The organism is Serratia sp. CY71090, assembly GCF_052166845.1.
Lineage (GTDB): Bacteria > Pseudomonadota > Gammaproteobacteria > Enterobacterales > Enterobacteriaceae > Serratia > Serratia nematodiphila.
This window is the reverse complement of sequence record NZ_JBJNOA010000004.1, coordinates 206,340-227,793: the sequence shown is the minus strand read 5'-3', so window position 1 is coordinate 227,793 and position 21,454 is coordinate 206,340. Positions and strand designations below refer to the sequence as shown.

Here is a 21,454-nt window from a genome sequence, read left to right as displayed (position 1 = left end):
GAACGAATAGAGCTTGTGGCCTGACTACATATCCCCACTGCAAACATAGTCAGGCCAACTGAGGGTCTGAACATCACTGTTGATAAACTCTGGCAACCAACTTAAGGAATCACCATCTTTCTTTCTAAGACCGCACTCCCAGATTTCGAAGACTCGCCATCCAGCGTCAAGCAGTTGCATCTTGACGCGAATATCGCGTTGTTTATTCGATGCAAGTTTTTTAGTCCAAAACTCTGTGCGAGTAGCCGGAGTCGTAGCATAACGACATCCTTCATGGCGATGCCAAAAACAGCCATGCACAAAGATGCACAATTTGTGCTTGGGAAGAACCAAATCGGGTTTTCCGGGTAAATCTGCAACGTGCAGTCTGAATCGAAAAGCTTTCGCATGTAAGTACTTACGTACGAGCATTTCCGGCCGCGTATTCTTGTTTTTGATGCCTGACATCATTCTAGAGCGTGTTTTTTGGTCGACGACATCCATGATTACTTCCCGTTTGCGCCTCTTCCTGGTATCCTGGTTACCTTATTAAAACTACAAAAAGAACTCATGAGTACAACTTCATTACCGATTCCAATAGTAGATCTTTTTGCCGGACCTGGTGGCTTGGGTGAAGGCTTCTCTTCGTTGAAAAACGGGACCGCGTTCCAGATCGCAGTTTCAGCTGAAAAGGATCCTATTGCTCACCAAACTCTCCGTCTCCGAGCCTTCTATCGATTACTCTGTAGTAGTAGACCAAGCAAACTGGGTGATTACTATCGCTTTTGCAATGGCCAAGCCGAAAAACCATACAGCTGTGAAACAGAAGATCTTTGGCATAAGGCCGGTAAAGAAGCTATGTGCATAGAAATTGGCAGCGTTGATGGAAATGCTACTCTTGATGCTTCAATTAAAGCAGCATTAGATAAACGCCCCACTGAAGAACCCTGGGTGTTAATTGGTGGGCCGCCTTGCCAAGCGTATTCACTGGTAGGTAGAGCCAGAAACAAAGGTAATGCTGATTACAAGGCAGAAGATGACCATCGCCATTTTCTCTATCGTGAATACTTGAGGATCATACAAAACTATCAACCGGATATTTTTGTCATGGAGAACGTTAAAGGAATTCTCTCGTCGACCATAAATGGCCAAAAAATATTCCATGAAATCCTGAAAGACCTTGCCAATCCAAATGCTGCCTTGAGTGCAGAAAAAAAAGGTCAGCGCTATCACATAGTGTCACTCGTCAGCGATCAAGTGTTTAGTGATGGTGATGATCCGAGTCAGCTGGATCTAACGAAATATATCATTCGTGCCGAAGACTTTGGCATACCGCAGGCTCGCCATAGGGTGATTTTGTTAGGGATAAGGGAAGATCGCTATCAAGACAAGTTGCCCAAGTTGTCCTGCCAAAACTCAGTATCAGTCAAAGATGCTATTGGAGGTCTCCCTGCTTTGAGAAGTTTGTTAAGCAAAGAAAAGGACTCCAATACTTTATGGGCGGAATTAGTTGGTAAGGAACTGCAAACACTGGCAGAGGCAGCATCGACATCTGACGATACCGTGAAAAATTTAGCACCTTATCTACAAAAAACCGCTTCCAGCATAGGCTGCGTCCAAGCTACAGGAAGTATAAGGCTACCTAGAAAATCCGGTTATTTAGGACAAACAGGACATGATAACTTAGATGAATGGCTATTAGACTCCTACCTAAATGTCTGGCTTAACCACGAAACTCGTGGTCATCGCATAGATGATCTTGCCCGTTATGGTTATGCCGCAACCTTCGCTTCTGTTCACAAAAGATCGCCAAAGGGACATAAGGAATTTAATTTGCCAAGACTCGCTCCTGCTCATAAGAACTGGGAGTCAGGCAAGTTTTCGGACAGATTTAGGGTTCAAATTAAAGATAACCCGTCGACAACGATTACAAGTCACATATCTAAAGATGGGCACTACTTCATTCATTATGACCCGATACAGTGTAGAAGCCTGACTGTGCGAGAAGCAGCTCGACTACAGACTTTCCCAGACAACTACTTTTTCCAAGGCGGTCGAACCCAACAGTACCACCAGGTTGGGAATGCAGTGCCACCACTGCTAGCAAATAAAATAGCCAAAATAGTTTCTGAAATTCTTCAAAAATGAATGTCTTATAGGTGCAGAAATAAATATTATAGAGCCCTCTAGGCTCTATAATACTGATAAATATCAAACTATTATGTTAAAATCTTAATTTACCCCCCTCATTAATATAATAAATCAGACATACATTATGAAAATGCTTCTACTTCTTATTCTAACATGACTCTGCAATATACTGGTTTAACTTTCCATTTCACGGAAGTCTAAGCATTCCACAATAGTGGATCGGACAATATATCTCACAACCAAACATCTAGCCCTCAACGCTGAAAATTCACGGGAAGTCATGCCATCTTATTATTCTGAAATCATCTCCCAATCAATTATTCAAAAGAAAAGCATCACAAAAAAACCTCGCCATTGCGAGATTTTGTGAATAATTACCGCTGAATTTTAAATTTCTTTGTTAATTATAAGTTAGCATTTCCATTTGGTATATCCTGAAAGAATATCCGCTGTGAGCAACCCACAACACACGCACAGTTTTTATACTAAACTCAATGCCAATTTAATCATGCGAGAGGCCATCCGTTTTTCCAGAAGTGGAGAAATAGATTTTATTGCGCACATAGTCCCAGCATTCAGGCTTCTTCGCCCATTCCGAAATCATCCTGCCGTTCGCGGATTCAGTCAGAAGACTATTCACCCGATGGGCTAAGCTGACAAGGCAGTTACCCATATTTTCCTCAATGCCCTGCTGATTCCAGATCTCTACCAGATCCGTTTGATTGCCGTAAAGATGCGAATAGGCAGCCACAGTATAGGCGGCGATGTTTGCCTTAAATGCGGGGAAAAGTGAATGAATCAACTTATAGGCTTTTTTATAAAGAATGGCCTGTGCGATGTAATTTTTAAAACTCTCAATGCTCAGCTCACCCCCGTAACGCTCAGTATCCTTGTCAATCATCGTCATTAATGCGGCAAAGTTCTTCTGTCCTCCGAGGCTGACTAAATCCGGACGTTGGAGCCAAGCACAGTGATATTTTGCGAAATCCGTTTTCGTTATCCGACGAGATGGTGGAATTGCGTCTTTTAACCGTTTGATTCCCGCTGGGGTTTTACCTTCTCGTTCCAGCATAACCTTATAACTACCGTTTGCTCGCTCGTAAAACCAACGACTGTATCCGTCCGGGCAATACACCGTATTTGCCATTTTTTCCAGTTGTACATGTACCGGTCGATTGGCTGACAGATCGGAAATATTGACCTTATTCTGGCTATTCGAGAAGCGCGAAATATCCGCAATTAACATCTCTTCTTGTGCATTATTCGTCTGTTTCAGCACAATCACTTTTGCGGGTACACGCACGTTGCGCAGATTAGTTGCCGGGAATTTCTTTTTGGTGAAAAACATGGAAGCCGTCGTCTGCCCACCGTTGACGATCTGCATCCCCTGCATCCACGCAATACCAGGGCCACCTCCCGGCGCTTCGCCAAGCCTAATCTGATCGACAACAATCACAATGCCGTTGTTATAAGCCATAAAACGCTCAGGCTGCTCACGTAAGGTGTCGCGAATCCCCTTGTTAACTTTCCCCGTCTGGCTCAAAAATGAGCGAACATTCGCTTCCAGAATCCGGTTGCCATATTTTTCATAGATAAATCGCAGTGTCTCACCTGGAACCACCGTCAGCGCATAATCGTACTCACCCATTTCATCCGGGATCCAGACACAGGGGAGCGCCCCCCCCGCCACCTCATCAAAATTAACCTGCAGTTCATCACGTGGTTTACCTTCCTGCCAGTGGTTAAACAGGCGGACAATGTCCATAACCTCTAACTTAATGGTTTTACCGGCCACGTCACGGGACTGATACCAGCGGTTTTTCACCTGACCATCAGTTAGTACATAAATTCTGATTTGCTCCAGTTCCGTATAGGACTGTTCGATGGTCGTCACCAGTTGCCAGGCATCATTGGATCGATCCAGCGTGGATGATAATTTACCATCAACACATTTCTGCAAAAATTGAATGCAGTGGCCGGCAATCGCTTTTGTCTCGGCATCCGGGACATGACAAAGTTCATCGCTGCCGTGATAAATACTGACAAAAAGGTCAAGTTGATCACTATCTTCTGAGAAGGCATAACCGCTGAGACGCACATTGTGCCCACTGACTTTCGCAATAAAGTGGCACGTTTCGGCATCGTCGAATGTCATGCCGATATCTGCCATGTGACGCATGACGATATCGGTAAAAATCAGTTCCTGAAAAGGCGACTCAACACCTGGCTGAGCCATCTGCTCCTGATATTCCTTTCGAATATCATTCTGCGTTTGACGTAAAAAATCAATAAGTTCCATGTGGTAATCCTGCAAAGTCTGACAAGCAATGGTTAAAATTTTGAGCCTGAGGAATAAGTGTCTTAAGTTCGAGCTGATAGCACGCACTCACCACTGGCAACGGGATGTTGGCATGCGTCAAAGAGGGAAAATCCGCTTCAATGGGTAGTGCGAACGCCTCTGTTAGCAAGAAATGACGTGTATAGAATTCAGCATGTTCAGTGAAATATCCGCCGTGACAAAGCGATCCCTCAAAAAGACAAGCCGCCAGAGAGTTTCCCTCGAACCGCTGACGGAGACGGTGAATGATGTCATTCAGGGTCGCGCCGGTGGGATGCTCGCTGAAGCGCAACCCGCACAATACAAGCGAACCAGTCCGCTGCCAGTCCAGTTGTTCAAGAGAGTGGATAGTTACGCAAAAACCCTGCTCTGCCGTGGTGCTTTTTACCTCAATGGCGCGTTCATCGAGTGCAAAATCCTGTAGGCCATGCTGCGGTCCTACCCATGCTTCGACTGCGATTGACGGCGCAAGACCGCTCTCGATCAACCGTTCCAGACACGTCAATTCGCCGATTAACCCCACTTCTTCTTCGTGACTGAGTGGACGGGTATCGCGCTCCATAAATGCCTGCCATAAACGAATCCGACGGAGCAGGGTTTCAAACAGACGCGGTTTCGAAACGTTCAGGAGCGAATGGAGAATATCCAGAATCATCGTCGTAAAGACATCCGCATTCCCCGTTTGCTGACGACGGATCATCAAACCATTCTGCCGCCCCTCCTCTGTTCCGGTCATCTCAATGCGAAATCCTTTACAGGACGGCAACGACGTCGCCCCCGGCGAAAGAGGATGAGGAAACATGGCAATCAGCATTTCTTCATTATCAGGCTGACGACGCCCGGCATGAAAGCTACAACCCTGGTGCGTAAAAAGCCGAATCCCGCGCCAGCCCTGAGCGCCAGGCTGTTCGTCGATCTGAGATCGATCCAAGGCTTTCCAGGCCGCTAGCAGATCGTCTTTACTCAGCCGCACCATACTCTTGCTCCCACAGTACGTTGTTCACTTTGTACTCCACCGTTACCCCACTGCGACTTCCCGGAAAACTGATGCCAAAAGCCACCACAGGTAAGGCATCGGCCTGATATTCCTCTGCCGACAATGCCTGTTGCGGGTCCAGTAAGTAAATAAGCAGTAGCCCTTTTTGACGCTGTGCTGGGATGTCGTCTATACCAAATCCTTTAATTCGACGCAGTACCACACCTCCCGGAATGACGGGCTCCTCTCTCCCTTCATTGCGTCCGGGATCGGCATGAAAAATACGCTGCGTTTCTTCCAGCGCGGCAAGCCAGGTCGATTCATCACAGTCAATCCCTTCATCGCGTGGGGAAAGTAAACGGCCAATGGAATAGCGGTCAGTGACCCCTTCAGACGCTTTACGCATCATAAGCGGTACGGGAAAGCCGCAAACATCGTGAGGACGATCGATGCCCCCCCCTATCACCGCCACCGTCCATTGGGTGAGTTCATCAACACGATTCATCCGCGTAATGAAATCCGCCAGCAGTTTGCTGTTGGCTTTTCTGGCCTGAACATGGGTCTCATATTCCGTTAAGAAATCGACGATCGGCTCAGGGGAGATATTTTGCCAAATGACCCCACTCCATTTTTCAATCTTCTCTCCGCGTCGCCTCTCAGGGATCTGCGCGCCAGCACCGATGCGCCCGGTCAGACGCTGGAAGGCGACGTAGTTACGCTTGTGATACTCCGGTTCTTTAAACAACGAAATTGTTTCAACCACCGTGCCACTGAAAGAGAGCCATAGTGAGCGCGCGCTACGCATTTTTAAGGGAGAGGTCACCATTAACACGGGGTGTGATTTCACTTTTAGCCCGAAATCACGTGGGGTGCCGCCGCTGGCGACCATATTGTCAAACTCTTCCCGCAGCTCTTCTGACGCATCAGCAATGTGCTCAAACCATTCAATCAGCTCATCGGTGGTATACAGCCGGCATACGTCCAGATATCCCTGGCGATAACCAAACCAGCGCCCCATCTGCATTAACGTGTCATACATGCGGGAGGCGCGTAAAAAATAACTAGTGCATAATCCCTCAAGCGTTAGACCTCGAGCCAGTTTGTCTCCGCCAATCGCAATCACTTTTAAGCCTGTCGCACTGTCCGAATAATCAAGCGCATCCTTCGCCGTTCCGTTTATCATTCGTACCGACACGTTTTCAATCACGGTATACAGCTTGTCGACGATCTCCTGCCACGCGAAGGCGTCGTCCGGAACCTGCTGCGGCATAACGTCACGGATCGTCTGACTCGTCGGCAGAAAATCGGCCAGCCAGAGTGACTCAAGCTGATTTAAAAAAGGTTCGTGTCCAATCCTTCGTGTCAGTCGCTGTCTCACGTCCTGAATGTAGGCATCAATATGCTCATAAACGACCGTTTGCACCTTATTGAAGCGAGTCACATGGACCAGCATCGAACTGTGTTTTTCTCCCTGACCACGTGATTCTCTGACGCAACATGCCAATAAAAAGCTGTCGATGGCGTGTTTTAACGAGTCCGGGAAATGCGTTAGCGTATCCAGTGTGGGATAGTGCGAGCTCTTATGAGAAACCGGCATCCACCCTCTTTTTCCGTCATCGCTACAGTGATCACTCACTCGCCTGATCAAAGGCAACTCTCCGGTCCGGCCTTCCGCGGTGGCCCGACCAAATACCCTCGCAGGGCCGATGTAGTTAGAGGGGGCACCGAGATTAATGATAAAGGCAGAAGGAAACAAATCCGGGCCTTCATCACGCGTTTCATTGCTCTCATGAATAAAAATATTGGCAAAGGGCGTGGCGGTATATCCGACATATGCCTTACGGCTGAACTGCATCAACAGCTTACGAATCAGGCTATTTATTGCCGTTGGCTGATGTTCAGAATCCGGTTTTCCATCGTCATCGTAGACTATTTCCCCCGTATCAACTGAGGCGTTATCCGCTTCATCATCAATCATTAACAGCGGTAATTCCGAAACAAAACGCTTTCCGGTGATGGGGTCAACGCTGGTGGCAACGTAGTTTTCAATCCAGGTATGCAGGCGCTTCAAAATAGACTTATTTTTCTTTACCACGAACAACCAGGGACGTTGCTCGGGGCTAATCCCTAGGTTCTTAGCCACTCCGGCACTGAAATCGCCCTTTTCAGATCGGTTAGTGACGTAATTTGGACGAATGACGGGATCGCTATCAATATCGCCCACCCCAATGATGGTCACCTTTTCTCTGAGTGGACTCGTCTCGTAGCCAAGAAATCCTTCATCAAGACGCATTTGGGTCTGTGAGCGGAGGTTGTTATGCAAACCAGCAAGTACAATGATTATCTTATATCCCGCATCCGCGGCTTTACAGATTAGTCCGGTATAATGGCTGGTTTTCCCCGATTGTACATGGCCGACCACCAGACCACGCCGGTCCCAGCACCCTTCCCGCCCCGGTTGCTCAAGTAATCCCAAGACACGATCCGTTGAACGGTCAAGGGTATCCAGAACTCCCCATGGCATCGTTTTGCCAAGCCATTGTCGATATCGATGCCAGTAGCGCCACTCGCGTTTTGCATCGGCGGTCAACCAAGGTTGATGCCCCTCGTCAGTACTCAGAGAGGTATCTTCTCCCATCCAGATGCTATAACGGCGAATCAACTCTTCGACCAGAATCTCCCGGTTATCAAGGCGGCTCCACTCCGGTTTCATCTGACAAACCATATCAATATGTTGTCGCAGAGTTCCGGGTGTGATAGTGCTTCTATCCAGACCTTGCAGGAGCGTCTGCACAATCTGCAATACACTCAATTGCGTGTCATCTAGGGGATTCAGACTCATAGCGATTTCTCTTGTTGATCGTCGGGGAGTTGTGCAATTAATTCGGGATAATTATCGAAGGGTTCCATATTTTGCAGATGCTGTTTCGCCAGCGCCGATGACATCGCCTGCTGACCAACCAGGGTCTGGTACATGACCTGCAATACAGATAACACCTCTGCGGGCTGTGCGGTTTCAAAGCCTGTCCGCGGCGTCTCTTTTGTCTCAGCCGTATCAAGCCAGATTTGCTGAACCGGAACGGTTTCCTCAATCAGTCTTAGCATGGCCTGAATTTGTGGAGATAACTCACCAGCCTGCGAAAGGACATTGCTGATGACAGGGTGTTGTAACGAAATCTGGTAACGAACACCTGATGACGTCTTCTGCGCCTGCCAGAGATGAACGAGTTCCTCGCCGGGCTTGCGCTTATTCATTTTCCCGCGTTTTGCAAATGTCCGTACCGCACGATCGCGCGTTGATTGCGCCAGTTGGGTTAACCAGGGACGCAACGAAACCGGCGGGCGCGCCATCGACTTACGAATATCAATCTTCCAGTCTATGTCGGCATCATTAGGGATATCCAGACGGATCCGCGCAAGGCGATGGGTTTCATCTTTCGTCCAGGGCCGGGGGCTACCGAGTCCAAGCCAGTTGCCCGCTACCAGCAATCGCTCATTCCGATATACATAGAATCCTTGCTGAGCAGTCCATCCTGCCGGTCCTTGGGACTGTTGATACTCCTGCGTCGTCAGGTGATCCTGATGCGGTAGGACATGACATTCCACCTTCACTGCGGGGGCACCTGGCGCCATTGCCGAAGGCGAATGCCAGGGTTTGGAAGGATGCCCGCTCAGGAAGGGATCCCAAGCTTTAATTTTATGACCATTAAGCGTGAGAGTAAGTCGGGGCCCCCCCCCTTCAAGGAATCGATGAAATACCATCCCCAGATGTTGTTCAACGCCATCCATCAGATTGAGGAAATCTTTCTCCCCGTAGCCGGATGTGACAATTCGGTCTAAAACGTCCCACAGCACCACCGTGCCGTTGGACTCAGGTTCCGCTTGCGCTAACACCTCCTGACTCCTTGGGTCAGCGCCTTCAAGCAAATACCAACCGTCGTCCGTACTTGCGGCGAGAATATCCAAATCCCACCGCAGGATCGTCGTTATCCCCTCTTTCCTGGAGGAGACCGTCAGGCGGCGGCATTGCGAAAAGGAGGCTGTTTTGAGCCCAAGACCGAAGCGGCCCAGATCGTATCCTGAACGCTTTGCCAGCGGATTTTTAACCCCCAAACGCATCGCAACATCCAGTTCAACGGCCGACATGCCGCAACCATTATCCCGGACTACGATATAGCTATCCGACTCGCGCCAGTGAAAGATAACATCGACCTTTCGGGCTCCAGCACTAATGCTGTTGTCGATAATATCAGCCAGTGCGGTGGCCGTGTTGTAACCAAGTCCTCGCAGAGCTTCGATCATAATTGCCGCATTCGGCGGCGCATGGCGCATGGTGGTCATTCTTCTTCCTGCATATCACTTAATGCGGTTGCCCACTGCTCGACGAAGCTGCCTAATTTCGACGCACGACTGTAATGGCGTAGCTTACGGAGCGCTTTGGCTTCAATCTGACGTATCCGTTCTCGCGTTACATCAAATTGTTTACCCACCTCTTCAAGTGTGGACTCTTGCGTCATTCCGATGCCAAAACGCATTTTTATAATCTGTTTTTCACGTGGTAAAAGCGTATCCAGCACCAATGAAATACTTTCTCTTAGCTCCAGATACTGAACGGGAGCGCTGGTGAAATCCTCTCCAGTCAGGATCGCGTCTCCGGACAACGCCGCTTTATTATCGAGAAAGTCCTCATGAAAATCGCCAATCAACACCGTTTGTTCTTCATATTTTGCCATCCGCTTGAGTAGATTTTCTGGAAGTTCAGTTAATGCTTGCAACCGTTTGAGCGTGGGCGTTATCCCTTGGACATACAGCAATTGATCCCGACTATTTCGCCAGCGCCTGAATTGCTCATAGAAGTGAACGGGTAAACGGATAAACTGCGCCCGATCGGCAATCGCGCGGGTGATCTTCTGGCGGATCCACCATGTGGCATACGTGGAGAATTTAAATCCGCGTCGATAGTCGAATTTTTCAACGGCCTTGATCAAACCAATATTGCCTTCCTGGACTAGGTCCTCGACATCTAATCCCCGCCCACGGTATTTATTCGCGATAGTAACGACCAGACGCAAATTAGCGTGAATTAATCCTTCCCAAGCTTCTCTGTAACTGCTGACATACCGACTCATTTTAAGACCTTCCTCAGGAATGAGTGTTCTGGCGCGCTCAACGAGCTCTTGCAGGTCTGCATACTCTGGGCGGGGAATATGATTATCTTGATACTCGTCTGCTTTCCCACTTCTCAGGAGAAATAACAGCTCGGTAAAGCTGATGATGTCATCCTTATCGTCATCGGATACGGGGGGCATTTCCTCATCCGCCCCATCCTCTTCGTCTTGCTCTTCAATAATCTCAGGCGTTGACGCTGGAAGGTGATTCGGATGCAACAGCTGCAAATATTCAGCTTCAGGTAAACCCGCCAGGATTTTCATCAGATTAATTAGCGCCGTATCCATGCGCTGTCCAAGACGTTCTTCTTTAGTCTTATCAATGAGATCCCACTGGCAGATGTCGACAAGATAGCTTTCCACAATGTCGAACAGCCCCAATGCATTGAAAGCATCAAACCAGGGCTCAAGAGGATCACTCGCCGCTAATGCCGCCGGAGCAGCGTCTGGCGGAGTAACATCATCGTCATCCACAATCAGAGGTAAGTCCCTGATCAATGCTTCTACGCTGATCCAGAATTCAGGCCACTGCATACCGAAATCCTCTTCCCCGGCATGCCAGATGTCACGGACAGAGATACGCCCCGTATCCAGTGCGCCAGTGAGCAATGTCGAGATATGAGGGTAATTTTGCGGAGAGTGAGAAACTGGCGTCAATGGTTCAGGAAGTGTGAGTTCAATATCGCGCCACTCAGCGGAGTCATCTTTCGGTCGATAGCGGGATAATAACTGCTGAGCCTCAGCGGAAACGTGCCGTAATGCCAGATTGTCCTCGGTGGGTTCCGATTCGACCTCGGCGTCCCACAGCATGAAATCCATCGCGGCTTCAGTTTCGGGAGGTTCTGTTTCAACATCGTTTTCGGCTTCAACTTCTGCATCATCAGCTGGCCCCCCTGCTGGTTGCTGCCCGGCAGGCGGAAGAGATTGCCGATAATGGGCCAACAGATCAAGCAGCGTTTGCTCCTGCGCGAGGTCACTGGCGCAAAACCCGAGGTTATTTTTATGTTCAACATCGACCCCCGCACGCAACAACATTTCGCAAATTGCGAAATGCCCATTCTGGGCCGCAATCATCAATGGGCTGTTTCCCAGAGAATCTCGTGAATCTTTCGGCAATCCCCTGCTGAGTTGAAACTCCACCACGGATGAGACTCCGCTTTTTAGCGCCCGAATAAGTAAAGGCGGAATGCGATAAAACTCAGAAACAGTGCGATGCATGTTGATAGTCTGTCCTTGTAAACCACACCCGCAGAAATACAATCTATCTTATAGGGAGAAATTCGAATTTGAAACCGTATATAAATAATCTCTCATTTTAGGTGATCTTTATCTCCAGATCTCTGATTTAACACTGTACTGATTTTGGGCCAAGATCACTAGAACTCTCTATTTCCAAGAAGAAACCTAAACAAGACGATCCTTTAACCAGCTGACCTAATAGTTCAACCACTTTATTATTAGCAGTGATAGTTTACTTTTCTTAAAGTGAGAGATACATCAACCAGCGCTGGAGATTAAGGGGGAAATAATAAAAAACAGTTCGTGAGCACCAAATCAGGCACAAAAAAACCACCTCTCGGTGGCTTCTTGTTCGCGCGGTACTTAATGGTGCCGAAGGCCGGACTCGAACCGGCACGTATCTCTACGGTTGATTTTGAATCAACTGCGTCTACCGATTTCGCCACTTCGGCACTGAAGTAGTATGCGGAAAACGGGTGAATTATACCTTCCCGCGACCAGCACGCAACACTTATCCGTTGTTCAATGAGTTAAGTGTCGAAAAAACCGCCGCAACACACGTTTGTCCGCCCCGCCTTACCGCTGCGCGCCCTTCCCAACCACGTTGGTGATGAACATGCTACATCCACAGGCTGTTGCAACGAGCATCCAGGATCAGGCGCCACACTCACGCAATACCATCCGATTCCAGCCTCGTCGCACAGAGCAATGATGATTCATGTGCCGTACATCACTCACACCCACTAGCCAGAACCGCTCACCGCGCTAGCGAGATACGTTCAGGAGTACGCCACGCAACCCGCCCCATCCCCACTGTCTCACTCAGCCCCTATCAAAAATAAAATAATCCCCAGCGGCAATGACAATGCTGCAAATAATTGCATACCCATGTGTCAGACAATAAAGAATGAGGTTGCGTAACATTCCAGGAACAATATTTTTTCATTGCTGAATATCAGGCGGGAAATAAAAATCGAAACGAGGCTATCAAAAGATAGAGGTTATTCACGTTGGATGTACGTTATCTTAAATCACCAGAAAATAGCGCACATACCTAACAAAATGGCTGGTTAATGCCTAAAAACCAGCTGAGATCGCTTGCCTCTGCGGAGTTAATAGCTTTAAGATGGTGCAAGAAAATTTTCCCTGGTGTTGGCCAATATTGGCAACCTGGCCCTACGCGGTCAGGTTTTTTTTTGTATTTTTTATCAAAACATTACCGGGAAAGTGTATCGCCTCAAGGGATGAGAAACTAGTTAGACTAAAGTACAGTCCCTTACTAGACCTTTATAAGTTCAGTGTGGTGATTATTTCATATCGCAGAGATCGGAGCCGATACGCTATTGTGGCCTTCACGTTAATCGCCACGCGGCCAACTCAATACCGATTTAACGCCCGTCATTTCCCGAATCGAAAGACGCTGTTCGCCAGCCGATATTTTCTCCATTTAGACGTATCCCGGCTGATGAGTTCTGCGCAGTCGTTGCCTCAGTATTCCACAGGCTAGCTAGCCCATCACTCCACCGGCTTAATCAGCCGCAGCTCCATCCCCAGACGCACGGCATGTCGGGCATTCGTGACCCCCAACTTTTTGACGACGTTGGACATATGAAACTTGATGGTGCCGGTCTTTATACCGAGGATCATCGCCGTTTCCTGGTAGGTTTTACCTACGCTGGCCCAATAAAGGATCTCGTCCAGGCGCTTGCCGATAATGTTGCTGAGATTATATTCGTCTTCGTCTTCCATTGGCTGCCTGCTCCCTCTCCTGCATTGCTGCTGAAGTGACTATAGCACGACAAAAACCGCAGGCGGGGGCATGCCACACCAACAAAAAAGGCGCGGCCCCGCGGCCACGCCTTTCTTCACTACCGCTTGCCCCGCTACTTGCGTTTGAGCAGCATATACACGCTGATCAGCAGGAACAGCATGCTCGGCAGCAGCGCGCCCAGCACCGGCGGCATGCTGTACACCAGGCTCAGCGGGCCGAAGATCTGATCCAGCACGTAGAACAGGAAGCCGAAGCTGATGCCGGTCACCACGCGGATGCCCATCGGCACGCTGCGCAGCGGGCCGAAGATGAACGACAGCGCCATCAGCATCATCACCGCCACCGACAGCGGCGAGAAGATTTTGCTCCACATGTTGAGCTGGTAACGGCTGGCTTCCTGGCCGCTCTGCTTCAGGTACTTCACGTAGTTGTGCAGCCCGCTGATGGAGAGCGAATCCGGATCCAGCGCCACCACGCCCAGCTTGTCCGGGGTCAGGTTGGTTTTCCATTCGCCGGTCAGCGTCTGGGTGCCGGTCACCTGTTTCGGGTTGGTCAGATCCGAGGTGTCCACCTGCGAAAGCTGCCACAGGCCGTTCTCGAAGCTGGCGGTAGCCGCATAGCGCACCGTCTCCAGGCGACGCTGATCGTTGAAGTGGTAGATGTTCACGCCGGAGAGTTCTTTATCGCCGGAGACGCGCTCGATGTAGATGAAGTCGTTGCCGTCCTTCGCCCACAGCCCGCTCTTGGTGGAGAGCAGCGAGCCGCCGTACATCTGCTGGGCGCGGTAGTTGCGCGCCATCTGCTCGCCCTGCGGCGCCACCCACTCGCCGATCGCCATGGTCAGCAGCACCAGCGGAATGGCGGTTTTCATCACCGAGCCGGCGATCTGCAGGCGGGTAAAGCCGGAAGCCTGCATCACCACCAGTTCGCTGCGCGTCGCCAGTTGGCCCAGGCCGAGCAGCGCGCCGAGCAGCGCCGCCATCGGGAAGAAGATCTCGATGTCTTTCGGCACGCTCAGCAGGGTATACATGCCGGCGCTCAGCGCGGTGTATTCGCCCTGGCCGACCTTGCGCAGCTGATCGACGAACTTGATGATGCCGGACAGCGACACCAGCATGAACAGCGTCATGATGATGGTGTTGAAAATCGTTTTACCGATATACCGGTCTAATACGCCAAACATCAGGCCGCTCCTCTCAGGCGTGCGCGCAGCTTGCGCATCGGCACGGTATCCCACAGGTTCAGCGCCAGTGCGATCGCGAAGTAAACGCCGTTAACCAGCCACAGCCACAGCATCGGATCCAGCTTACCCTTGCCGGCGTTGGAGCGCAGCGAGGTCTGCAGCAGGAAGAAGATCAGATACAGCAGGATGGCTGGCAGCATGCTCAGCACGCGGCCCTGGCGCGGGTTCACCACGCTGAGCGGCACCACCAGCAGCGCCATCAGCGCCACCGACACCACCAGCGTCAGGCGCCAGTGGAACTCGGCGCGCGCGTCCGGATCGTCGGATTCCCACAGCGTCTGCATCGACATCTGTTCGGATTCGGTGTTGTCCGCCGCCACGGTGCGGTGGCCAATCACCGCCTTGTAGTCGGTGAAGTCGGTAATGCGGAAGTCGCGCAGCAGCGCGGTGCCTTCAAAACGCGTGCCCTTGTCGAGCGTCACCACCTGCGAGCCGTCTTTCTGCTGCACGATGTTGCCGTGCTCGGCCACCACCACCGACGGGCGTTGGTTGCCGTTCGGCCGCAGCTGCGCCAGGAACACGTCGTTGAAGGTGCTGCCCTTCACGTTGCCGATAAACAGCACCGCGTTGCCGTCTTGCGAGGGCTTGAACTGCCCTTCCGCCAGCCCAGCGATGCTCGGGTTGGCCTTGGCTTCGTTCACCACCACGTCCTGATAGCGCGAGGCCCAGGGGCCGGCCCAAAACACGTTCACCGCCGCGACCGCAGAGGTGAACAGCGCCAGGATCATGGCGGCAATAATCAGGGTGCGTTTGCCCAGCCCGCAGGCGTGCATGACGGTGATTTCGCTCTCGGTATACAACCGCCCAAGCGTCATCAGCAAGCCGAGAAACAGGCTCAAAGGCAGGATGAGCTGCGCCATCTTCGGCACGCCCAGAGCGAGCAGAGAGAGTACTAAGTTTGTCGGGATATTGCCGTCCACCGCGTCGCCCAACACCCTGACCAGGTTCTGACAAAAGAAGATCAGAAGCAGGATGAACAGGATGGCGATTTGGCTCTTGAGCGTTTCCCGTACCAGATATCTTATGATGATCACGCTTATTACGCCTGTGAAAACTTGTCTTTTTGCAGGAAAATCGATAATTTCATCGCTAATCCGCCATTTATTCTCATCATATGGCAACCTTCACAGCTAAAATAGTATTACAACATCAAGCCGTTTGGGTGTCCTATAGGAACTTGCTTATAGTCGCCAAAACAGAGCAATTTACGCCGTTCAGGTTAACATAATCCGTTAACTCAAATGGCGGGAGATCGTTACGGAGTCGATTATTCTAGCCGTAGCGTCCGCCTTTGTCTTTAAGATTCAGGAGAGTGCATGGAGTTCAGTGTAAAAAGCGGTAGCCCGGAAAAACAGCGCAGTGCCTGTATTGTAGTCGGCGTTTTCGAACCGCGCCGCCTGTCCCCTATCGCAGAACAACTCGACAAAATCAGTGATGGTTATATCAGCGCATTACTGCGCCGTGGCGAACTGGAAGGCAAGGTCGGGCAGACGCTGCTACTGCACCATGTGCCCAACATTCTCTCCGAGCGCATCCTGCTGATCGGCTGCGGCAAAGAGCGCGAGCTCGATGAGCGCCAATACAAGCAGGTGATCCAGAAAACCATCAATACCCTCAACGACACCGGCTCAATGGAAGCGGTCTGCTTCCTGACCGAGCTGCACGTGAAAGGCCGCAACACCTACTGGAAAGTGCGTCAGGCGGTGGAAACCGCCAAAGAGACGCTCTACACCTTCGATCAGCTGAAAAGTAACAAGGTGGAGCCGCGTCGTCCGCTGCGCAAAATGGTGTTCAACGTGCCGACCCGCCGTGAGCTCACCAGCGGCGAGCGCGCGATTCAGCACGGCCTGGCGGTGGCTTCCGGCATCAAGGCGGCCAAAGATCTCGGCAACATGCCGCCGAACATCTGTAACGCCGGCTACCTGGCCTCGCAGGCCCGTCAGCTGGCGGACGCCTTCAGCACCAACATCACCACCCGCGTCATCGGCGAACAGCAGATGAAAGAGCTGGGCATGAACGCCTATCTGGCGGTCGGCGCCGGTTCGCAGAACGAATCATTGATGTCGGTGATGGAATATAAGGGCAACCCAAATCCGGACGCTAAGCCGATCGTGCTGGTAGGCAAAGGGCTGACCTTCGACTCCGGCGGCATCTCGATCAAACCGGCCGACGGCATGGACGAGATGAAATACGACATGTGCGGCGCGGCGACCGTGTACGGCGTGATGCGCGTGGTGGCGGAGCTGAACCTGCCGCTGAACGTGATCGGCGTGCTGGCCGGCTGTGAAAACATGCCGGGCGGCCGGGCGTACCGTCCGGGCGACGTGCTGACCACCATGTCCGGCCAGACCGTCGAGGTGCTCAACACCGACGCCGAAGGCCGTCTGGTGCTGTGCGACACCCTGACCTACGTCGAGCGCTTCGAGCCGGAGCTGGTGATCGACATCGCCACCCTGACCGGCGCCTGCGTGATCGCTTTGGGCCACCACATCACCGGCCTGATGTCGAACCACAACCCGCTGGCGCACGAGCTGCTGGGCGCTTCCGAGCAGGCCGGCGACCGCGCCTGGCGCCTGCCGATGGCCGACGAGTACTACGAGCAGTTGGACTCCAACTTCGCCGACATGGCGAACATCGGTGGCCGCCCTGGCGGCGCCATCACCGCTGCCTGCTTCCTGTCGCGCTTCACCCGCAAGTACACCTGGGCGCACCTGGATATCGCCGGCACCGCCTGGCGCTCCGGTAAAGCCAAGGGTGCGACCGGCCGCCCGGTGGCGCTGCTGTCGCAGTTCTTACTGAACCGTGCAGGCCTGAACGGCGACGATTAAATACCCTTCATCTTTCAAGCCGCAGCGTTGTTGGCCGCATTTAGTTACATGGCCCATCCATGGGCCATGCCCCGTAAGGGGCCGCTGCAAGCAGCGTTCAAATCTGCTCCCGGCAGATTTGTCACCCCAGTCACTGACTTGATGTCAGCTCCTGGGGATGAACGAACTTGCCGCCTAGCTGCAACTTGAAATCTATTGGGTATATAATCCTCTCAGCAGCGAAGGGGTAGAGTTATCTGCTCCGTTCCCAAAAAGGGCGCAACCTACATGTTGTGCCCTGTTTTTTTATCGGCAGCGGTGGATCCTTAATGAAACAGGCGACGTTTTATTTGCTCGACAACGCGGAACCGTCAGGCGCGCTCAGCGCCCATGAGGCCGTGGCCTGCGCCGTTGCCGCCAACGGCTTCCGCGCCGGCAAGCGGGTGCTGATCGCCTGCGAGAGCCAGGAGCAGGCCCAGCGGCTGGACGAAGCGCTGTGGCAGCGCGAGCCGCATGAATTCGTGCCGCACAACCTGGCCGGCGAAGGGCCGCACTACGGCGCGCCGGTGGAACTGTGCTGGCCCGGCAAGCGCGGCAACGCCCCGCGCGATCTGCTGATCGCCCTGCTGCCGCAGTTTGCCGATTTTGCTACCGCTTTCCATGAAGTGGTAGACTTCGTTCCTTACGAAGACACTCTGAAACAGTTGGCGCGCGACCGTTACAAGGCCTATCGCAGCGTCGGCTTCCATTTGACCACGGCTACGCCGCCAACTCACTGAATACGATAAAGAATGGAAAAGACAAACAGTCAGCTCGATACCGCATACGACCCAAAACAGATCGAACAGAAGCTGTACGATCACTGGGAGAATCAGGGTTACTTCAAGCCGAACGGCGATACCAGCCAGGAAAGCTTCTGCATCATGATCCCGCCGCCGAACGTCACCGGCAGCCTGCACATGGGCCACGCGTTCCAGCAGACCATCATGGACACCATGATTCGCTATCAGCGCATGCAGGGTAAAAACACCCTGTGGCAGGCGGGCACCGACCACGCCGGCATCGCCACCCAGATGGTGGTGGAGCGCAAGATCGCCGCAGAAGAAGGCAAAACCCGCCACGACTACGGCCGTGACGCGTTCATCGACAAGATCTGGCAGTGGAAAGCGGAATCCGGCGGCACCATCACCCGCCAGATGCGCCGTCTGGGCAACTCCGTGGACTGGGAGCGCGAGCGCTTCACCATGGACGAAGGCCTGTCGAACGCGGTGCGCGAAGTGTTTGTCCGTCTGCACAAAGAAGATCTAATCTACCGCGGCAAGCGCCTGGTGAACTGGGATCCGAAGCTGCGCACCGCCATCTCCGATCTGGAAGTGGAAAACCGCGAATCCAAAGGTTCCATGTGGCACCTGCGCTACCCGCTGGCCGACGGCGCGAAAACCGCCGAGGGCAAAGACTATCTGGTGGTCGCCACCACCCGTCCGGAAACCGTGCTGGGCGATACCGGCGTGGCGGTCAACCCGGAAGATCCGCGCTATAAAGACCTGATCGGCAAAGAGATCATTCTGCCGCTGGTCGGCCGCCGCATCCGCATCGTCGGCGACGAACACGCCGATATGGAAAAAGGCACCGGCTGCGTGAAGATCACCCCGGCGCACGATTTCAACGACTACGAAGTCGGCAAACGCCACGGCCTGCCGATGATCAACATTCTGACCTTCGACGGCGACATCCGTCAGGAAGCGGAAGTGTTCAACACCCTGGGCGAAGTCTGCACCGACTACTGCAACGAGATCCCGGCCGAGTTCCGTGGCCTGGAGCGCTTCGCGGCGCGTAAAGCGGTGGTTGCCGCCTTCGAAAATCTGGGCCTGCTGGACGAGATCAAACCGCACGACCTGACGGTGCCTTACGGCGACCGCGGCGGCGTGGTGATCGAGCCGATGCTGACCGACCAATGGTACGTGCGCACCGCGCCGCTGGCCAAAGTGGCGGTGGAAGCGGTCGAACAGGGCCAAATCGAGTTCGTGCCGAAGCAGTACGAAAACATGTACTTCAGTTGGATGCGCGACATTCAGGACTGGTGCATCTCGCGTCAGCTGTGGTGGGGCCACCGCATCCCGGCCTGGTACGACGTGAACGGCAAAGTCTATGTGGGCCGCAGCGAAGAAGAAGTGCGCAGCGAGAACAACCTGGGCGCCGACGTGGCGCTGACCCAGGACGAAGACGTGCTGGACACCTGGTTCTCCTCCGGCCTGTGGACCTTCTCCACCCTGGGTTGGCCGGAGCAGACCGACGCGCTGAAAACCTTCCACCCGACCAGCGTGATGGTCAGCGGCTTCGACATCATCTTCTTCTGGATCGCGCGCATGATCATGCTGACCATGCACTTCATCAAGGATGAAAACGGCAAGCCGCAGGTGCCGTTCAAGACCGTCTACATGACCGGTCTTATCCGCGACGACGAAGGCCAGAAGATGTCCAAGTCGAAAGGCAACGTGATCGACCCGCTGGACATGGTCGACGGCATCTCGCTGGAAGACCTGCTGGAAAAACGCACCGGCAACATGATGCAGCCGCAGCTGGCGGAGAAAATCCGCAAGCGCACCGAGAAGCAATTCCCGAACGGCATCGAGCCGCACGGCACCGACGCCCTGCGCTTCACCCTGGCGGCGCTGGCCTCGACCGGCCGCGACATCAACTGGGACATGAAGCGCCTGGAAGGCTACCGCAACTTCTGTAACAAGCTGTGGAACGCCAGCCGCTTTGTGCTGATGAACACCGAAGCGCACGACTGCGGCTTCAACGGCGGCGAGAAAGTGCTGTCGCTGGCGGATCGCTGGATCCTGGCCGAATTCAACCGCACGGTGAAAGCCTACCGCGAAGCGCTGGATACCTACCGCTTCGATCTGGCTGCCAACATCCTGTACGAATTCACCTGGAACCAGTTCTGCGACTGGTATCTGGAGCTGACCAAGCCTGTCGTGAGCAACGGCAGCGAAGCGGAACAGCGCGGCACCCGCCACACGCTGATCACCGTGCTGGAAGCGCTGCTGCGCCTGGCGCACCCGATCATTCCGTTCATCACTGAAACCATCTGGCAGCGCGTCAAGCCGCTGACCGGCACGACCGCAGACACCATCATGCTGCAGCCGTTCCCGGCCTACGACGCCGCGCTGGAAGACGAGCAGGCGCTGAACGATCTGGAGTGGATCAAGCAAACCATCATCGCCGTGCGCAACATCCGCGCCGAGATGAACATCGCGCCAAGCAAAGCGCTCGACGTGCTGCTGCGCAACTGCAGCGCCGACGCCCAGCGCCGCGTGCAGGAGAACCAAAGCTTTATCGCCCGCCTGGCGCGCCTGGGATCCATCGCGCTGCTGCCGGCCGGTGAGAAAGGCCCGGTCTCCGTCACCAAGCTGGTGGACGGCGCCGAGCTGCTGATCCCGATGGCCGGTTTCATCGACAAGGACGCCGAGATCGCGCGTCTGGCCAAAGAGATGGGCAAACTGGATGCGGAAATCGCTTCGATCGAAGGCAAGCTGGCGAACGAAGGCTTCGTGGCGCGCGCGCCGGAAGCGGTGGTCGCCAAAGAGCGCGATCGCCTGGCGGCCTGCAAAGAAGGCAAAGTGAAGCTGCAGGAACAGCAGGCGACCATCGCCGCGCTGTAATCCACCGGCTCACGCCAACGCCTGAAAACAGCGGGGTCTTCCCCGCTGTTTTTTTATCGCCGTTGCATCCGGGCCGGGTTAGATGTTATTACAAGATATTACTGCTGCAGGGAC

12 protein-coding genes, 1 tRNA gene and 1 pseudogene are annotated in these 21,454 nt (G+C 52.9%); 4 read left to right on the top strand and 10 right to left on the bottom strand.

Translation table 11 applies throughout. From position 1 onward, the window contains the following. Nucleotides 1–24: 24 nt before the first annotated feature. Nucleotides 25–483 (bottom strand): very short patch repair endonuclease, encoded by a 459-nt coding sequence (locus tag ACJ8OK_RS10765; RefSeq protein WP_071845097.1) that lies wholly within the window; start codon nucleotides 481–483, stop codon nucleotides 25–27. Between ACJ8OK_RS10765 and ACJ8OK_RS10760 the strand changes: the two genes are divergently transcribed. After that, complete coding sequence (locus ACJ8OK_RS10760) at nucleotides 466–2,127, top strand: DNA cytosine methyltransferase (RefSeq protein ID WP_442530578.1); 1,662 nt, start codon at nucleotides 466–468, stop codon at nucleotides 2,125–2,127. The genes ACJ8OK_RS10765 and ACJ8OK_RS10760 overlap by 18 nt on opposite strands. Before the next feature lie 505 nt (nucleotides 2,128–2,632). Here ACJ8OK_RS10760 and mzaE read toward each other — a convergent pair. The 9 genes and pseudogenes from mzaE to lptF form a co-directional block, all read right to left on the bottom strand. Further along, nucleotides 2,633–4,429 (bottom strand): MZA anti-phage system associated AIPR family protein MzaE, encoded by a 1,797-nt coding sequence (mzaE, locus tag ACJ8OK_RS10755; protein WP_131165151.1) that lies wholly within the window; start codon nucleotides 4,427–4,429, stop codon nucleotides 2,633–2,635. Then, entirely contained in the window at nucleotides 4,416–5,444 is a 1,029-nt protein-coding gene (gene mzaD, locus ACJ8OK_RS10750) for an MZA anti-phage system associated PD-(D/E)XK motif protein MzaD (protein WP_442530577.1), read from the bottom strand. Before mzaD ends, mzaE begins: the two co-directional genes overlap by 14 nt. Then, nucleotides 5,428–8,286, bottom strand: a complete 2,859-nt coding sequence (gene mzaC, locus ACJ8OK_RS10745; protein WP_442530576.1) for an MZA anti-phage system associated Z1 domain-containing protein MzaC — start codon at nucleotides 8,284–8,286, stop codon at nucleotides 5,428–5,430. Before mzaC ends, mzaD begins: the two co-directional genes overlap by 17 nt. Beyond that, entirely contained in the window at nucleotides 8,283–9,785 is a 1,503-nt protein-coding gene (gene mzaB, locus ACJ8OK_RS10740; RefSeq protein WP_131165148.1) for an MZA anti-phage system associated ATPase MzaB, read from the bottom strand. Before mzaB ends, mzaC begins: the two co-directional genes overlap by 4 nt. After that, the gene (locus ACJ8OK_RS10735; RefSeq protein WP_442530575.1) at nucleotides 9,782–11,830 is read right to left on the bottom strand and encodes a sigma-70 family RNA polymerase sigma factor; all 2,049 of its coding nucleotides are present in this window, start codon (nucleotides 11,828–11,830) and stop codon (nucleotides 9,782–9,784) included. Before ACJ8OK_RS10735 ends, mzaB begins: the two co-directional genes overlap by 4 nt. A 388-nt stretch (nucleotides 11,831–12,218) precedes the next feature. Further along, a tRNA-Leu gene (locus ACJ8OK_RS10730) sits at nucleotides 12,219–12,303 on the bottom strand. Between the two features lie 1,063 nt (nucleotides 12,304–13,366). Further along, a pseudogene (locus tag ACJ8OK_RS10725) lies at nucleotides 13,367–13,555 on the bottom strand (helix-turn-helix domain-containing protein); the annotation flags it as partial. 179 nt (nucleotides 13,556–13,734) lie between these two features. Further along, on the bottom strand, nucleotides 13,735–14,805 hold the full coding sequence (gene lptG / locus ACJ8OK_RS10720; protein WP_004933350.1) for an LPS export ABC transporter permease LptG: 1,071 nt from the start codon (nucleotides 14,803–14,805) through the stop codon (nucleotides 13,735–13,737). Then, on the bottom strand, nucleotides 14,805–15,899 hold the full coding sequence (gene lptF, locus ACJ8OK_RS10715; protein ID WP_004933351.1) for an LPS export ABC transporter permease LptF: 1,095 nt from the start codon (nucleotides 15,897–15,899) through the stop codon (nucleotides 14,805–14,807). Before lptF ends, lptG begins: the two co-directional genes overlap by 1 nt. Nucleotides 15,900–16,181: 282 nt before the next feature. Between lptF and pepA the strand changes: the two genes are divergently transcribed. The 3 genes from pepA to ACJ8OK_RS10700 all read left to right on the top strand — a co-directional run bounded on the left by pepA (nucleotide 16,182) and on the right by ACJ8OK_RS10700 (nucleotide 21,340). Continuing rightward, nucleotides 16,182–17,693 carry a leucyl aminopeptidase gene (pepA, locus tag ACJ8OK_RS10710; RefSeq protein ID WP_004933352.1) on the top strand — a complete coding sequence of 504 codons (1,512 nt, stop codon included), beginning with the start codon at nucleotides 16,182–16,184 and terminating at the stop codon, nucleotides 17,691–17,693. Between the two features lie 308 nt (nucleotides 17,694–18,001). Continuing rightward, nucleotides 18,002–18,451 carry a DNA polymerase III subunit chi gene (locus ACJ8OK_RS10705; protein ID WP_004933353.1) on the top strand — a complete coding sequence of 150 codons (450 nt, stop codon included), beginning with the start codon at nucleotides 18,002–18,004 and terminating at the stop codon, nucleotides 18,449–18,451. A gap of 12 nt (nucleotides 18,452–18,463) precedes the next feature. Beyond that, nucleotides 18,464–21,340: a valine--tRNA ligase gene (locus ACJ8OK_RS10700; RefSeq protein WP_060558449.1), complete on the top strand. Its 2,877-nt coding sequence runs from the start codon at nucleotides 18,464–18,466 to the stop codon at nucleotides 21,338–21,340. Nucleotides 21,341–21,454 lie beyond the last annotated feature (114 nt).

What these genes read in the sequence shown, in the direction of transcription:
- ACJ8OK_RS10765 (WP_071845097.1), bottom strand. Translation starts at nt 483, where the DNA reads ATGGATGTCGTCGACCAAAAAACACGCTCTAGAATGATGTCAGGCATC.
- mzaE (WP_131165151.1), bottom strand. Translation starts at nt 4,429, where the DNA reads ATGGAACTTATTGATTTTTTACGTCAAACGCAGAATGATATTCGAAAG.
- mzaD (WP_442530577.1), bottom strand. Translation starts at nt 5,444, where the DNA reads ATGGTGCGGCTGAGTAAAGACGATCTGCTAGCGGCCTGGAAAGCCTTG.
- mzaC (WP_442530576.1), bottom strand. Translation starts at nt 8,286, where the DNA reads ATGAGTCTGAATCCCCTAGATGACACGCAATTGAGTGTATTGCAGATT.
- mzaB (WP_131165148.1), bottom strand. Translation starts at nt 9,785, where the DNA reads ATGACCACCATGCGCCATGCGCCGCCGAATGCGGCAATTATGATCGAA.
- ACJ8OK_RS10735 (WP_442530575.1), bottom strand. Translation starts at nt 11,830, where the DNA reads ATGCATCGCACTGTTTCTGAGTTTTATCGCATTCCGCCTTTACTTATT.
- lptG (WP_004933350.1), bottom strand. Translation starts at nt 14,805, where the DNA reads ATGTTTGGCGTATTAGACCGGTATATCGGTAAAACGATTTTCAACACC.
- pepA (WP_004933352.1), top strand. Translation starts at nt 16,182, where the DNA reads ATGGAGTTCAGTGTAAAAAGCGGTAGCCCGGAAAAACAGCGCAGTGCC.
- ACJ8OK_RS10705 (WP_004933353.1), top strand. Translation starts at nt 18,002, where the DNA reads ATGAAACAGGCGACGTTTTATTTGCTCGACAACGCGGAACCGTCAGGC.
- ACJ8OK_RS10700 (WP_060558449.1), top strand. Translation starts at nt 18,464, where the DNA reads ATGGAAAAGACAAACAGTCAGCTCGATACCGCATACGACCCAAAACAG.